Raw genomic sequence first — 13,449 nt, forward strand, 5'->3', positions numbered from 1 at the left:
TGATTTATATCAGTATTATAATGATTAGTTAATCTTATATATTAGTTATTAAATAGTAATATTTATATTTCAAAAAATAAACGGGGGACATCATGACAGAGATGGACAGAATCAGCATATCTCTACCATCAAAACTTCTAAAAGAGTTTGATGAGATAATTGCTGAAAGAGGATATGCAAGCAGAAGTGAGGCAATAAGGGACGCTATTAGAGACTATATAATAAAACACAAGTGGATTCACAGCTTAGAAGGAGAAAGAGCTGGAAGTATAAGCGTCATATATAACCATCATGCATCAGACGTTATGGAGAAAATTACTGATATACAACACCAATATACAGATATCATAGTTGCCACATTACATTTACATTTAGACCATGAACACTGCTTAGAGACAATATTAGTTAGGGGAGATGCTAAAAAGATTAGAGAGCTAACAGACAGATTAACTGCTCTAAAAGGAGTTAAGCAGGTAAAATTAAGTGTAATGGTTCCTGGAGGTCATATTCCAGAGTAAATTATAGTTCTTTTCAAAATATTTTGGACTACATAAGGCATTGATGAACTCCTTCCATTAGAAAGGAGCTCAAACTTCCTTAATAAATTTATAACTTTTGAAAAGAACTAAAGTTTTCTTTCATCACCCAAAGGAACTATATTTTTACTTTCAGCTTCAATATAAGCTTCCCAAATTTTTTTGCATTCACAATCAATATTCAAAACGCTTAAATCTTGAGTTAAAGTGAATTTTTCAATTTTTTCTTTAATTATTTTGTTGCATCTACAGCCATATATGTTATGAGCTCCCCTCTCACTACCAACACCAGAGGTATCACACATGATTAAAGCGTTAGGGTTGTTTTCTTTAACCTCTTTTAGTATTTCAATTATGCTCCATAAAAATGGAGGCCTATATTGGTTTTTATTAAAAAAGTACTCCATTAAACTACCTTTATGAACTGTAGCAGGGCAGAAGGATATTCTTGAGCATCCCAGCTCTATACATTTATTTGCCGAGTATATAGCGTCTTCAATTGCCTCTTTTTCAGTTATAAATAATGGTTTTATAAACAAATAAGCTTTTATTCCAATATTGTATTTTTCAGCCAATTCTATTGCCTTTATTATTTGCTCGTTGGTTATTCCTTTATTTATAGCTTTTTCTCTAATCTCTTCATTGAAACTTTCTATTCCTACACCAATTTCAACATTAACATTTAAATACTTTCTAATTTCTTTTAATTTTTCTTCATCAATAAATTCAGCTCTTGATTCAATAGCTACCTCTTTTAAATTATCAAACTCACTGAGTTTTTTAATAATATAAACTCTTACCTCTTTTGATACTTCTCTATCATCTAAAAAACTTCCAGAAGTAAATATTTTAACGCTAAAATCTTTTAACTCTTTTAATTTTTCTTTGTATTTTTCAATTGCATAATTAAATTGATTTATTAAATTTTCAGCGGTTATCTTTTCAGGAGATGAATCCATTAAATAAGAACACATTAAACATCCTCCTTCTCTTGCATAATAACAGCCCTCAGTCCTCAAAATTATCGTTAAGGATTTCCCTATCTTAAAATCTCTATATATATCATCTTGCATCCATACTGCGATTGGCTTATCTTTATCTCTTGGCTTTCTCTTTTTTAACTGCTTTTCCCTAAATTTTTTTAAGAATTCTTTATAATTCATTCTATCAACTCTTTTATATTATTTTTTAGATTTTCAATTCCATAATCTTCAACAAAATCCGCCATTCTACCTTTTCCAAACTTTGCATATAAACTTATCAACTCATCAATAACAAATAAAACATCATCTTCATTTTTTAAATCTATTAGATGCTTTCCCTCTTTATGTATTCTTCCTCCTCTTCCACCAACAAACATGCTGATAACTCTTTCAGCTTTAAAAACATCACATAAACCAACACATCTTCCCTCTCCAGTGCATATATCTCTTATTATTTTATGTTTCCAATCTATAGCATTTAAATCACAAAAATCTTTACATTTTCCACAATTTGTACAGGTATTTTTGTCTATGCTTATTTTATACCTATAGCATAACCCAATATCACAAAATCTATGAAACGTGCATGAATTTGGACAGCCGCTAACATTTATCTTAACCTTTTTTGGAACCCAGACGCCTTCAAACTCTTCATGGATTTTTCTCGCTAAAGAAACAGCATCGCCTATTGCGTTATAGCAATCTAACCCAACACATGATACAACCTGCCTAACCCTGTTTCCTGTAGAGCCTAAGCTTAAATTAACACTATTTAAAATCTTTTCAACATCTTCTAAATACTCTGGAGGTATTTTAAATTCAATGCCTTGTCTTGTTGTTATATGTGCTTTATTATTACCAAATTTTTCAATTACATAGGCTATAACCTTCAACTGCTCAGCATTTATAAATCCAGGTTTTAAGGAAATTCTTAAAGTATAATAATCTTTTTTCATTATAACTCCATATTTTAGGTTTATGTTGCAGTGCATTCAATCACCAAACTTATAAAGAATTTCTTATGTAATTGATTAGCTCATCTACATCGTTAAAATAAATTGGATAATTGAGATTTGGCTTTTCAACCACTATAACCTTGGCTCCAGCTTCTAAAGCTCCATAAACCTTTTCTTCAAAGCCCCCACTCTCTCCACTCTCCTTTGTTATCATAGCATCACAACGATAATCTTTTATCAAATATTTATTAAGCTCCTTAGAAAATGTTCCATACATGGCTACAACATTTTTTTGTGGTAAAATTTTTAATGCCTCATTTACTGATATTGGCAAAACTCTCGCAACAACCTTATCTTTCCCAACAATATCAACAACGGTCTTTAAATTTTTAATCCCTGCCATGTGAAATACTTTATTTGATTTTTTAGCTAATTTTGCAGCCTCAACAAAATCTTTAACATATACAACATTTGGATGAGTTATTTTTTCCCCTTTTCTTTCAAATCTTACATATTTTATATTAAGCTCTTTACAAACCTCCATGGCATTTTTACTTGCATTTACTGCAAAGGGATGAGTGGCATCGATTAAAACATCAATATTGTGTTTTTTTATAACCTCTTTTAGCTCATCTTTATCCAATGGTTTAGTTATAACTTTATTTGCAAACTCCTCCCCTAATTTCCCACCATAATCAGTTGTTGAAGTGTATAAAATAAACAAATCTCCCAAGTTTATGAGTTTTTTACCAATTTCAACGCTATCTTTAGTTCCTCCCATTAATAAAATTCTCATCAACTTCACCATAAATGTTTTATTCAACGTCCAACTATTATCTGTTAAAGAATATTTATTATTTGCATGGTGAAAAGATGGCAGTGGAATATTTAAAAAAGCTCTCAAAACTTCATGGGATATCTGGAAGAGAGGATAGTGTTAGAGAGTTTATGAAAAAAGAGTTGGAAAAATATTGTGATTCTGTTGAAGTAGATAACTTTGGAAATTTAATTGCAAAAAGAGGGGATAAAGGCAAAAAGATTATGATAGCCGCCCACATGGATGAGATTGGTTTAATGGTTAAATATATAGATGACAATGGCTTTTTAAAATTCACAAAAATTGGGGGAATTTACGACCCAACAATATTAAATCAAAAGGTTATTGTCCATGGAAGTAAAGGGGATTTAATTGGAGTTTTAGGTTCAAAACCTCCACACAGGATGAAAGAAGAAGAAAGGAATAAGTTAATTAAATATGAGGACATGTTTATAGATATTGGGGCTGAAAGTAGGGAAGAAGCTATAGAGATGGGGGTTAATATAGGAACATGGGTCTCATTTTTAAGTGAAGTTCACGAGTTAGGAAAGAATAGATTAACTGGAAAGGCGTTTGATGATAGAGTTGGATGTGCCGTATTATTAGAGGTTATGAAGAGATTGGCTGAAGAAGATATTGACTGCCAAGTCTATGCAGTTGGAACTGTTCAGGAAGAAGTTGGATTAAAAGGAGCTAGAGTTTCTGCCTTTAAAATAAATCCTGATGTTGCTATCGCATTGGATGTTACCATAGCAGGAGACCACCCAGGAATTAAAAAAGAAGATGCACCAGTTGATTTGGGTAAAGGACCGGTAGTAGGAATAGTAGATGCATCTGGTAGGGGATTAATTGCTCATCCAAAGGTTTTAGAGATGGTTAAAGCAGTTTCTGAAAAATACAAAATAGATGTTCAGTGGGAGGTTGGAGAAGGAGGAACAACAGATGCAACAGCCATTCATTTAACAAGGGAGGGAATTCCAACAGGCGTTATATCAGTTCCAGCAAGATACATACATACACCAGTTGAAGTAATTGACAAAAGAGATTTAGAAAAAACTGTTGAATTAGTTTATAACTGTATAAAAGAGGTTAATAATTTCTTCTAAAAGCTTAGTGAATAGCAAATTATTCCGCAAACAGTCCAAGCCATTAAGCCCTTATCATAAATGGAAAGCTCTTCAACCTCTCCAGAAACTTTTTCTTTATTTATATTTAATTTTCCATAAGGAAAACCGCCTATTATAAAGGTATCAAACTCCTTTAAATATTTAGGATTAGTTAATCTTCCTTTTTTAGTCATTAAAGCTATTTTTTTGGCGTTTATTTCATTCAACAAATCTTCTAATGTTTTTTCTTCCATTTTTATTAGAGGGTTTTTTTCACCTTTCAAAACCTTTTCCATAACTCCCAAAAATCTAAAATAGTTTCTTGGCAATCTTGTTTTTTGATTTATTTTTAAAACTTTATCATCGTATGTATGGATATAAATATTTAGCTTTTTTTCATGGTTTATTGGGCTATCCAAGATATTTAAAAGTGAGATGTGGATTATATCTGGCCTTCCCCTCATCTCTCTATCTTTTAAATACTTCATTGCCTTATAATGATAGTTGGAATCTAAAATACCATATTTATAAACTCTGGACTTTTTTATCTTATTTTTTATCTCTTCTGGAATCAATTCAAGAGCTGATTTAGCTAAAATTATATTATACATAATTTTCCTCATTTTATTTGTTTTTAGTGGCATCTAATACGGTATAGCTAATTTTTGCATTGTCAAGTTTTTTAATAACTTTCTCAGCCATTTTTCCAGTTATTAGAGCAACAACATTACATCCCCTATTGCAAGCGCTTACTATAGCTTCAGGCACGGCAAATCTTATATCTGGTTTAAATCCAAGCTTATTTGCCACTACATAGGCAACAGTTCCCATTGTTGCAATAACGTAGTTGTCTAAATCTTTAATATTATCTTTTATTAAATCAAAATCCACAACCCTTGAACCGCCAACAACTTCAGGAGGAATTTTAAAAACAACCACTCTTCCCTTAGGAACGTCAACAATCCCTTTAATTTCACATATTGCTATATCATCCCCTTTCTTTCCTCCATATAATGCCTTTGCCTTTGCCTCCCCTTTAGGTTCTTTTGATGCATATAATAGAGCATTTTTCATAAATAAATATACTGTATCCCCATCTTCGATATCGTCATCAGCAATAGCGGGCCATATGTCTTTATATCTATAAACTGCCGAATTTATCTCATCTAAGTAATCTTTAAACTCTGATATCCAGTTCTTTAATTTCCTAAGTCCTTTTTCAGTAACTACATACTCCCCTCTACCCCTCGATTTAACATAACCTTCTTTAACTAAATTTCTTATATGTTCTGAAACTGCCTGCACTGTTATTCCTAAATTTTCAGCTATTTCTTTCTGTTTTATATGAGGTTGTTTTCTTATAATTTCAGATAAAACCTGAAATTCAGTTATATTCCTTTTTTTCATCATCATCCCTCAAAAAGTTTTAATTATCTAAGCAACAAATATATTTTTAAAAGTATTTAAATGTTAAAGATAACTTTAATTAGGTGATACTATGGACATACTGATAGTTAATGATGATGGCATTTACTCCTCATCATTGATAGCATTGTATAAAGCTTTAAAAGAGAAGTTTGAAGATGCAAATATAACAATAGTTGCTCCAACAAATCAACAAAGTGGGATTGGAAGGGCTATAAGCTTATTTGAGCCTTTGAGGATGACAAAAGTTAGATTGGCAGAGAATATTTTTGGTTATGCAGTTTCTGGAACTCCTACTGATTGTGTAATTTTAGGGATTTATCAAATACTAAAAAAAGTCCCTGATTTGGTTATTTCTGGAATAAACATTGGGGAAAATTTAGGAACTGAAATAATGACTTCTGGAACTTTAGGAGCGGCGTTTGAAGCAGCTCATCATGGAGCTAAATCTATAGCCTCTTCTCTGCAGATGACTTCAGACCACTTAAAATTTAGAGAGTTAGACATACCAATAAACTTTGAAATTCCTGCCAAAATAACTGCAAGAATTGCTGAAAAATATTTAAAATACGATATGCCGTGTGATGTTTTAAACATAAACATCCCAGAAAACGCTACTTTAGAAACTCCTATAGAGATAACAAGATTAGCTAGAAAGATGTATACAACCCATGTTGAGGAGAGGGTAGACCCAAGAGGAAGAAGCTATTACTGGATTGACGGTTATCCAATATTTGAGGAGAAAGAAGATACAGATGTCTATGTTTTGAGGAAGAAGGGGCATATCTCCATAACTCCATTAACTTTAGATACAACTATTAAAAATTTGGATGAGTTTAAAGAAAAATATGGGAAAATACTTTGCGAAAAATAAATGAAAAGCAAAGTATTCTCAATTTACATATCCTTATCATTCAATATTAATTAACTTTAAATACTACAATTACAAAGAAATATAAGGTTTTGAACAGTAAAAAAGGTGATTTTAATTGACCTGCACCATTATTGTTGGAGGACAATGGGGAGATGAAGGAAAAGGAAAGATAATAAGCTACATTTGCGATAAAGATAAGCCGTCAATTATTGCGAGAGGAGGAGTAGGGCCGAATGCAGGGCATACTGTAAACATAGGCGGAAAAAGTTACGGAATCAGAATGGTGCCTACTGGATTCCCATACAAAGAGGCAAAATTGGCTATAGGGGCAGGTGTTTTAGTTGATCCAGAGATTTTGTTGAAAGAGATTGAAATGCTTAAAGATTTTAATGTTGGAGAGAGGCTGATTGTAGATTACAGATGTGGAATTATTGAAGAAAAACACAAAATTATGGATAGAAAGGATGAACACTTAGCTAAAGAGATTGGAACTACTGGAAGTGGTTGCGGTCCTGCAAACGTTGATAGAGTTTTAAGAATTTTGAAACAGGCAAAGGACATTGAAGCTTTAAAAGACTTTTTAGGAGATGTTTCTGAAGAGGTTAATAACGCTTTAGATAAAGGAGATAATGTCTTAATTGAAGGAACGCAGGGAACTTTATTATCCCTATACTATGGGACATATCCTTATGTAACCTCTAAGGACACAACCGCTTCATCATTTGCCGCTGATGTAGGTATTGGCCCTACAAGGGTTGATGAAGTTATAGTTGTATTTAAAAGCTATCCTACAAGAGTAGGAGCTGGGCCATTCCCTACTGAAATACCATTAGAAGAGGCAGAGAAATTAGGAATTGTAGAATATGGAACAGTTACTGGAAGGAGGAGGAGGGTAGGATACTTTGACTTTGAATTGGCAAGAAAAGCTTGCAGACTAAATGGAGCTACCCAGATTGCATTAACTGGATTGGATAAGTATGATAAAGAATGTTACGGAGTAACTGAGTATGACAAATTAAGTGAGAAGGCTAAAGAATTTATAAGCAAAGTTGAAGAAGCTACTGGCGTTCCTGTGACCATAGTCTCAACAGGTCCAGAAATGCATCAAACAATTGACTTAAGAAGCGAAAAATTATAGCTTTTTTATTTTTAATTATAATATTATAGACTTTCTTTAACCACTTTAGCTATTACTCTACTCAGTATCGGAGGAACACTCTCCCCAATTTGGTTATATTGCACTTCTCTTCCACCAAAAAATACGAAATCGTCTGGATAACTCATTAACCTTGCCTGTTCTCTAACAGTCAATAATCTATCTTCATAAGGGTGGATAAATCTACTCCTTCCCTTAACAGTTGGAGCTAATTTTTTTGGATGAAGCCTATACCAATTAAACATCAGCTTTTTCTTTCCTCTATATCTATATAAAGCCTCTCCCCACTCTAATTTTGAAATCATCTCCAATTTTTCTTTAGAAAGCTTTTTAATTTCATGGTTTTTTGCATCTTTTGGAATGTCTTTTAAAGCCTCCTCTACAATAACGATTTTATCAACCTTCTTCGGCTTTAATTTTATATTTGAGATAAACATCCTCGCCCTCTTTGAAGGATTTCCATAATCCTCCGCCCTCAATATGTTGAAATAAACCTTATGCCCTATATCTCCAAACAGCTTTTTTAACTCATCCCTAATTTCTTTAATTTGCGGAACATTTTCCATAACAAATATTAAATCGTCATTTTTTTGTGTAAAGTAATCAACATAATTTATGTAATATAAAACCAGCCTACCAACTTTGTCTTTATACAACCTATCCAAAGGACCATCTTTAATTAACTTGTTTGCCTTTGTAAATGGCTCACATGGTGGAGAACCAATAATAACATCAACCTTCTCATTTTTTATGAATTCATCAAACGCTTTTGGTGGAATCCTCTTTATATCATCCATCCATACCGGAGCTTTTATATTGTATAGATAAGTTTTAACAACTGGTTTAAAATTCTCTATAGCTCCTAAAATCCTAAATTTTTCATCTAAAAAACCTTTTGAAAAACCTCCACAGCCAGAGAATAAATCAATAACATTCATACTTTCACCAAAAAAAGAATAAATTAATATGAAAATTAAAATTTTTAGGTTATTTTACCTATTTTTAATAAACTCTATAACTTTCTTCTTAATCTCCTCTATATCTCCTTCATATTTTCCTTGAGCTAAATGCTCTCTTCCTCCCCCTTTTGCAACATATTTTATAAGCTCATCCATTCTTATATCGACGTTTTCCCCTCTCTTACATAATATATTACCTTTCTCATTTAACAACACTACTATGGCATTTTCTGTTGCTAAGTTGTCAGCTATGTTCAACATCTCTTTTGGATTAGCTTCAACCTTTTCAACTAAAACCTTATAATCCCCAACTGTTTCAAATTTATTCATTAATTCAAACTTCTTAAGCTCGCCTATCTTCTTCTCCAACTCTTCAATCTTCTTCCTCTGCTCTTTCCACTCTTCAAAGAATCTATTTATAACCTTTGGAAGCTCTTCAGCTGGACATCTTAAAATCTCAGCACTCTCTTCCAAAATATCCTCCATCTCTTGCACTGCCTTTAAAGCACTCAAACCGCTTGAGTAGATTAATCTCTCAACACCATCCTGAACTCTCTCTGTCTTAATTATCTTTATAAATCCAACCTCCCCAGTGTTTTGGCAGTGTGTTCCTCCACATGCTTCAACATCAACTATATTTCCATCTTCATCCTCAATAATGACTATTCTCAAAACGTTTCCTGGCACTACTCCCCCTTGGTATATTCTAAATCCAAACTTCTCCTCTGCTTCATTCCTATCCATAAATACGCTTTTTACATTGTAATTACTTAATATAATCTCATTGGCTATTCTCTCAATCTCCTTTAACTCCTCTCTACTTATTCTTTTGTAATGAGTTATATCCAATCTTGCCTTATCTACATCAACATCTGAACCTGCTTGCCATACATGCTTTCCTAAAACCTTTTGAGCTGCAGCATTTATTATGTGTGTTGCTGTGTGATTTCTCATTAAACTTAACCTTCTATCCCAATCAATAACTCCCCTAACAACATCTCCTTCTTTTAATTCATCATCTAAGTTTTCTATTTTATGGTAGACAATATTATTTTCCTTTTGAACATCAATAACTCTATACTTCTTATCTCCTTTTATTAAATATCCTGTATCTGCCTTCTGCCCTCCTCCTTCTGGATAGAATGCTGTCTTATCCAAAATTACATAATCATTAACAACCTTCAATATTTTTGCTTCAAACTCCTTCATTTTTGGATATTCGTAAAATAACAGCTCTGTTTTTTCAACATCAACTTCTGGTAATTTAAATTCCTCTTTAGTCTCTTCTTTATTCTCATGTCTCTCAGCAACTATTGTATAGAAGTTATCTGGGATATTAACCTCTTTTCCTAAAGATTTGGCAACATCCTTAACAATCTCTGGTGGCAATCCATGGCTATCATACAACTCAATTAAGTCATCCAACTCCAATGCTTTTTTGCTCTTTAACAACCTTTCAACAATTCCTTTTCCTCTTTCAATTGTTTGTCTGTATTTCTTTGTCTCAATATCTAAAATCTCCATTATGTAATCTTCCATATCTAACAATTCTGGATATAAGTCTCTCAACTCTTTTAATTGCATTGCAACAATCTCAGTTATTGGCATTGATAAATTTAACCTATCCATATGCCTTAATGTCTTCCTTATTAACATTCTTACCAAATATCCATCTTTAACATTTGAAGGAACTATTCCATCACCCAACATGAAAGCTAAAGCCCTTGTGTGGTCAGCTATTGCATAGATGTCTTCATAAGGCGATATCAACTCATCCAATTCCTCTACAGGAATATTTACTTTATTAGCTACCTCTTCCCTCAACTTTCTTAAGTCCCCAACGTCCTTAACGTCCATTAAACCGGCAACTTCTGTAATCTTTGCCAATATCTCCTTATCAATACCTTTAACTCCAGCATCTTCCTTCAATTTATTTACAATATTTTTAAATATGGCATCGTATATTGTAGGCTCTCCAGTTGAAGCCCAAACAAACCTATCAATTCCATAACCAGTATCTACAATCTTTAATGGAATTTCTTTATAGGTGTCTCCAATTTTTTCATACTGCATAAAGACGAGGGTTGTCAATTCAACTCCATGAGTTATTACTTCATAGCACGGCCCAGCGTTTCCTCCTCCTTCCCACCAGCTTTCAATAAATGTTATTGACTTTTCATCAATACCTAATCTTTTAAAGAAGTTAAAGCATAGCTCTACCGTCTCATCCTGCCAGTATTTGAAGTCATCCTCTCTATTAAATGCATGATGCCCTCCCATTGTAAAGCATGTTAAATGCCTTCCAGTTCTTCCAACGTTATCTATATCATTTAGCCTAATACATGGTTGGGTTATAACTAAAGGATTTGCTTTTGGCTCAACTATTCCCTTAGTAACCCATGGCTGAAACACAGCTATAGAGGCAATAGTTAATAAAATGTCATCTCTCCATCTTCTTGCAGTTACTGGAGCTCTTTTTATTGGTGTATGCCCATGTTCTTTAAAGAAGTCTATAAATTCATTGACCATCTCCTTGTACGTATATGGTTTTTTAGTTATTGGCTTTCCTATAAAGGAATAGATATCGCACGGAGCATCTCCGCATGTTTCTCTATCTTCATCTAAAGTCCAAAAATACTGCCCACACTTTTTGCACTTCTTTCTAACAAATCCTAATTCATCAAATAATTTTACTTTGTAATCGTATTCCATATCATCACCTTTTAATGAATTAGCTTTAGTAATTATTATAGTTTTTCTATATCCTAAAATATCCTAAAATAAATAGAAAGTTGCAAAACCACAAACAGCTTTTAAATATGCTTTTATGAGTTTTGCAAAAATATAATTTTTGAGGTTATATTTAAACATTAAATATTGATGTTGAGATTTTTTATTATTATAAATTCAAATATTCAGATTATGTTTATCTCGCTGAAAGAGTTTTATTTTTTTAAATAAAATTTTTATAACTTATTTTTTGATTTTAGGGATTTTTGAGAAATTTCAAAGGGTAGCTTATTTTAAAGACTTCAAATATTTAGATTAATTAAACTACAAAGATTTTTAAGAGTTTTTAGTCAATTATTTTTAAGTTGGGATTTCCACAATAAAAAATTAGTATTTTAAAATTTATGTCTTTAAAATTCTTTTTTAAGCCTAAATGGCAAAATTTATATACGAGCAGAGGTGTATAAATATATAGGGTTAAAACCCCTTCGACTTATAAGGTAGGGAAAAATATAAATATTAATAATGCTGAAAATACACTTATCTCGAGTAATTGTCCTGTTAAAATAAGACCGTCTCGGTATCTAATACTAACATAATAGAGTGGCTACGGCTTGGGTTTTGCCGGTTAAAATAAGACCGTCTCGGTATCTAATACAAATCTTCTACATTTGCTTCTTCTTTTATTCTTGTTAAAATAAGACCGTCTCGGTATCTAATACACAAATTCCTCATAGCTTAGAGTTCCGTCTTTAATTGTTAAAATAAGACCGTCTCGGTATCTAATACACAAATTCCTCATAGCTTAGAGTTCCGTCTTTAATTGTTAAAATAAGACCGTCTCGGTATCTAATACATGACGGCTGTTTTTAGAAGCAACGACGCTTTATGGTTAAAATAAGACCGTCTCGGTATCTAATAGTGATGGACCAAGCAGTTAACGACACAAACCCGTGTTAAAATAAGACCGTCTCGGTATCTAATAAAAGAAGTAATAAAGACTGCTGGATTCTCAATAATTGGTTAAAATAAGACCGTCTCGGTATCTAATACAAATACGAGTTCTACGATATTATCTACTGCGTTAGTGTTAAAATAAGACCGTCTCGGTATGGAAACCAAAATCTACCCTTTCTACTTGGTCATCTGGACATGTCATTACTTTGTTAAAATCAGGCCGGTTCGGAATGGAGACTGATAATGTTCATAGTAAAAGTATGACTTGGATTCATCTATTTGTTAAAATCAGACCGGAACGGAAGGAAACGTGTATAAACAACATAAAAATCTTTTTTAAGTTAATTACTTCAATCCTAAAAACCCTCTACCAATTAAATGAGAAATCCTCAAACACTCTGGAAATTTGCTTTTAAGTCTTGTTTTTTTGATAATATTTTTAACAAAATCTTTATCAGTTCCAATATATTGGACGTAAATGCCATCTATTTTTTCAGGCTCTGGAAAGCTTTTTATTAGTTTTATTCTATTATCTGCATCGTCAAAGTGTTTTTTAATAGCTGAAAACATCCTCTTTTTATTTGGATATCTATCAATAACTACAATAACAGGTTTTTTTGTCTCTTCATTAATTCTCCACAAATCTGCTATATTAAATCCTCCAAAAGTTATCCCAGCTAAAAAAATTGCCCTTATTTTTTTATAATGTCTCTCTTTAACAACATCTATTATCTTATCAGTAACATCCATCCCATCCTTCTTAAACTTCCTAAAATAAATGCCATCTATTATCCTATTTCCCCTCATGTATGTGCCTATCAAAATACATTCCTCATCATTCCTGTTAAATGGAGCATCATCAAAACCCATAACTCCTATTTCATCTTTCATAAACACCACAAATTTTAAATACCTCTCTCTATATTCATTATGAAGTTCTTGTTATATTA

General features: G+C 32.3%; 12 protein-coding genes and 1 CRISPR repeat array. Of the genes, 4 read left to right on the top strand and 8 right to left on the bottom strand.

Annotation, left to right across the window (positions count from 1 at the left end):
* Positions 1-92 precede the first annotated feature (92 nt).
* A complete protein-coding gene (gene nikR, locus MEFER_RS03995; RefSeq protein ID WP_015791350.1) occupies positions 93-518 on the top strand; it encodes a nickel-responsive transcriptional regulator NikR in 426 nt (141 codons plus the stop codon).
* 107 nt (positions 519-625) lie between these two features.
* Here the strand turns inward: nikR and MEFER_RS04000 are convergent, their stop codons facing one another.
* From MEFER_RS04000 to cobK, 3 genes are read right to left on the bottom strand one after another with little or no spacing between them, the layout of a single operon-like run.
* Positions 626-1,699, bottom strand: coding sequence for an archaeosine biosynthesis radical SAM protein RaSEA (locus tag MEFER_RS04000; RefSeq protein WP_015791351.1), 1,074 nt, complete (start codon positions 1,697-1,699; stop codon positions 626-628).
* Positions 1,696-2,511, bottom strand: coding sequence for a hypothetical protein (locus MEFER_RS04005; protein WP_015791352.1), 816 nt, complete (start codon positions 2,509-2,511; stop codon positions 1,696-1,698). Before MEFER_RS04005 ends, MEFER_RS04000 begins: the two co-directional genes overlap by 4 nt.
* Positions 2,512-2,524: 13 nt before the next feature.
* Positions 2,525-3,271, bottom strand: coding sequence for a precorrin-6A reductase (gene cobK, locus MEFER_RS04010; RefSeq protein ID WP_211204161.1), 747 nt, complete (start codon positions 3,269-3,271; stop codon positions 2,525-2,527).
* A gap of 77 nt (positions 3,272-3,348) precedes the next feature.
* Here cobK and MEFER_RS04015 point away from each other — a divergent pair, with 77 nt between their 5' ends.
* Positions 3,349-4,398, top strand: coding sequence for a M42 family metallopeptidase (locus tag MEFER_RS04015; RefSeq protein WP_015791354.1), 1,050 nt, complete (start codon positions 3,349-3,351; stop codon positions 4,396-4,398).
* Here MEFER_RS04015 and MEFER_RS04020 read toward each other — a convergent pair.
* Positions 4,395-5,009, bottom strand: a complete 615-nt coding sequence (locus MEFER_RS04020) for a 16S rRNA (pseudouridine(914)-N(1))-methyltransferase Nep1 (protein ID WP_015791355.1) — start codon at positions 5,007-5,009, stop codon at positions 4,395-4,397. The two genes, MEFER_RS04015 and MEFER_RS04020, sit on opposite strands and share 4 nt — an antisense overlap.
* Before the next feature lie 13 nt (positions 5,010-5,022).
* Positions 5,023-5,805 (bottom strand): DUF7839 domain-containing protein, encoded by a 783-nt coding sequence (locus tag MEFER_RS04025; protein ID WP_015791356.1) that lies wholly within the window; start codon positions 5,803-5,805, stop codon positions 5,023-5,025.
* Positions 5,806-5,896: 91 nt separating this feature from the next.
* Here MEFER_RS04025 and surE point away from each other — a divergent pair, with 91 nt between their 5' ends.
* Complete coding sequence (surE, locus tag MEFER_RS04030) at positions 5,897-6,697, top strand: 5'/3'-nucleotidase SurE (RefSeq protein WP_015791357.1); 801 nt, start codon at positions 5,897-5,899, stop codon at positions 6,695-6,697.
* A gap of 115 nt (positions 6,698-6,812) precedes the next feature.
* Entirely contained in the window at positions 6,813-7,835 is a 1,023-nt protein-coding gene (locus MEFER_RS04035) for an adenylosuccinate synthetase (protein WP_015791358.1), read from the top strand.
* Between the two features lie 23 nt (positions 7,836-7,858).
* Here MEFER_RS04035 and MEFER_RS04040 read toward each other — a convergent pair whose 3' ends face one another.
* The 3 genes from MEFER_RS04040 to MEFER_RS04050 form a co-directional block, all read right to left on the bottom strand.
* Positions 7,859-8,791: a DNA cytosine methyltransferase gene (locus tag MEFER_RS04040; protein ID WP_015791359.1), complete on the bottom strand. Its 933-nt coding sequence runs from the start codon at positions 8,789-8,791 to the stop codon at positions 7,859-7,861.
* Between the two features lie 54 nt (positions 8,792-8,845).
* Entirely contained in the window at positions 8,846-11,524 is a 2,679-nt protein-coding gene (gene alaS, locus MEFER_RS04045; protein ID WP_015791360.1) for an alanine--tRNA ligase, read from the bottom strand.
* A 578-nt stretch (positions 11,525-12,102) separates the two neighbouring features.
* A CRISPR array of direct repeats spans positions 12,103-12,661; the repeat unit is 30 nt; unit sequence GTTAAAATAAGACCGTCTCGGTATCTAATA.
* A 183-nt stretch (positions 12,662-12,844) separates the two neighbouring features.
* The gene (locus MEFER_RS04050) at positions 12,845-13,390 is read right to left on the bottom strand and encodes an endonuclease dU (RefSeq protein WP_015791361.1); all 546 of its coding nucleotides are present in this window, start codon (positions 13,388-13,390) and stop codon (positions 12,845-12,847) included.
* Positions 13,391-13,449 lie beyond the last annotated feature (59 nt).

Source organism: Methanocaldococcus fervens AG86, assembly GCF_000023985.1.
Classification (GTDB): Archaea; AGJL01; Methanococci; order Methanococcales; family Methanocaldococcaceae; genus Methanocaldococcus; species Methanocaldococcus fervens.

Bases quoted from the DNA above. Each gene is read 5' to 3' on its own strand.
- nikR (WP_015791350.1), top strand. From the start codon at position 93: ATGACAGAGATGGACAGAATCAGCATATCTCTACCATCAAAACTTCTA.
- MEFER_RS04000 (WP_015791351.1), bottom strand. From the start codon at position 1,699: ATGAATTATAAAGAATTCTTAAAAAAATTTAGGGAAAAGCAGTTAAAA.
- MEFER_RS04005 (WP_015791352.1), bottom strand. From the start codon at position 2,511: ATGCACTGCAACATAAACCTAAAATATGGAGTTATAATGAAAAAAGAT.
- cobK (WP_211204161.1), bottom strand. From the start codon at position 3,271: ATGAGAATTTTATTAATGGGAGGAACTAAAGATAGCGTTGAAATTGGT.
- MEFER_RS04015 (WP_015791354.1), top strand. From the start codon at position 3,349: ATGGCAGTGGAATATTTAAAAAAGCTCTCAAAACTTCATGGGATATCT.
- MEFER_RS04020 (WP_015791355.1), bottom strand. From the start codon at position 5,009: ATGTATAATATAATTTTAGCTAAATCAGCTCTTGAATTGATTCCAGAA.
- MEFER_RS04025 (WP_015791356.1), bottom strand. From the start codon at position 5,805: ATGAAAAAAAGGAATATAACTGAATTTCAGGTTTTATCTGAAATTATA.
- surE (WP_015791357.1), top strand. From the start codon at position 5,897: ATGGACATACTGATAGTTAATGATGATGGCATTTACTCCTCATCATTG.
- MEFER_RS04040 (WP_015791359.1), bottom strand. From the start codon at position 8,791: ATGAATGTTATTGATTTATTCTCTGGCTGTGGAGGTTTTTCAAAAGGT.
- alaS (WP_015791360.1), bottom strand. From the start codon at position 11,524: ATGGAATACGATTACAAAGTAAAATTATTTGATGAATTAGGATTTGTT.
- MEFER_RS04050 (WP_015791361.1), bottom strand. From the start codon at position 13,390: ATGAAAGATGAAATAGGAGTTATGGGTTTTGATGATGCTCCATTTAAC.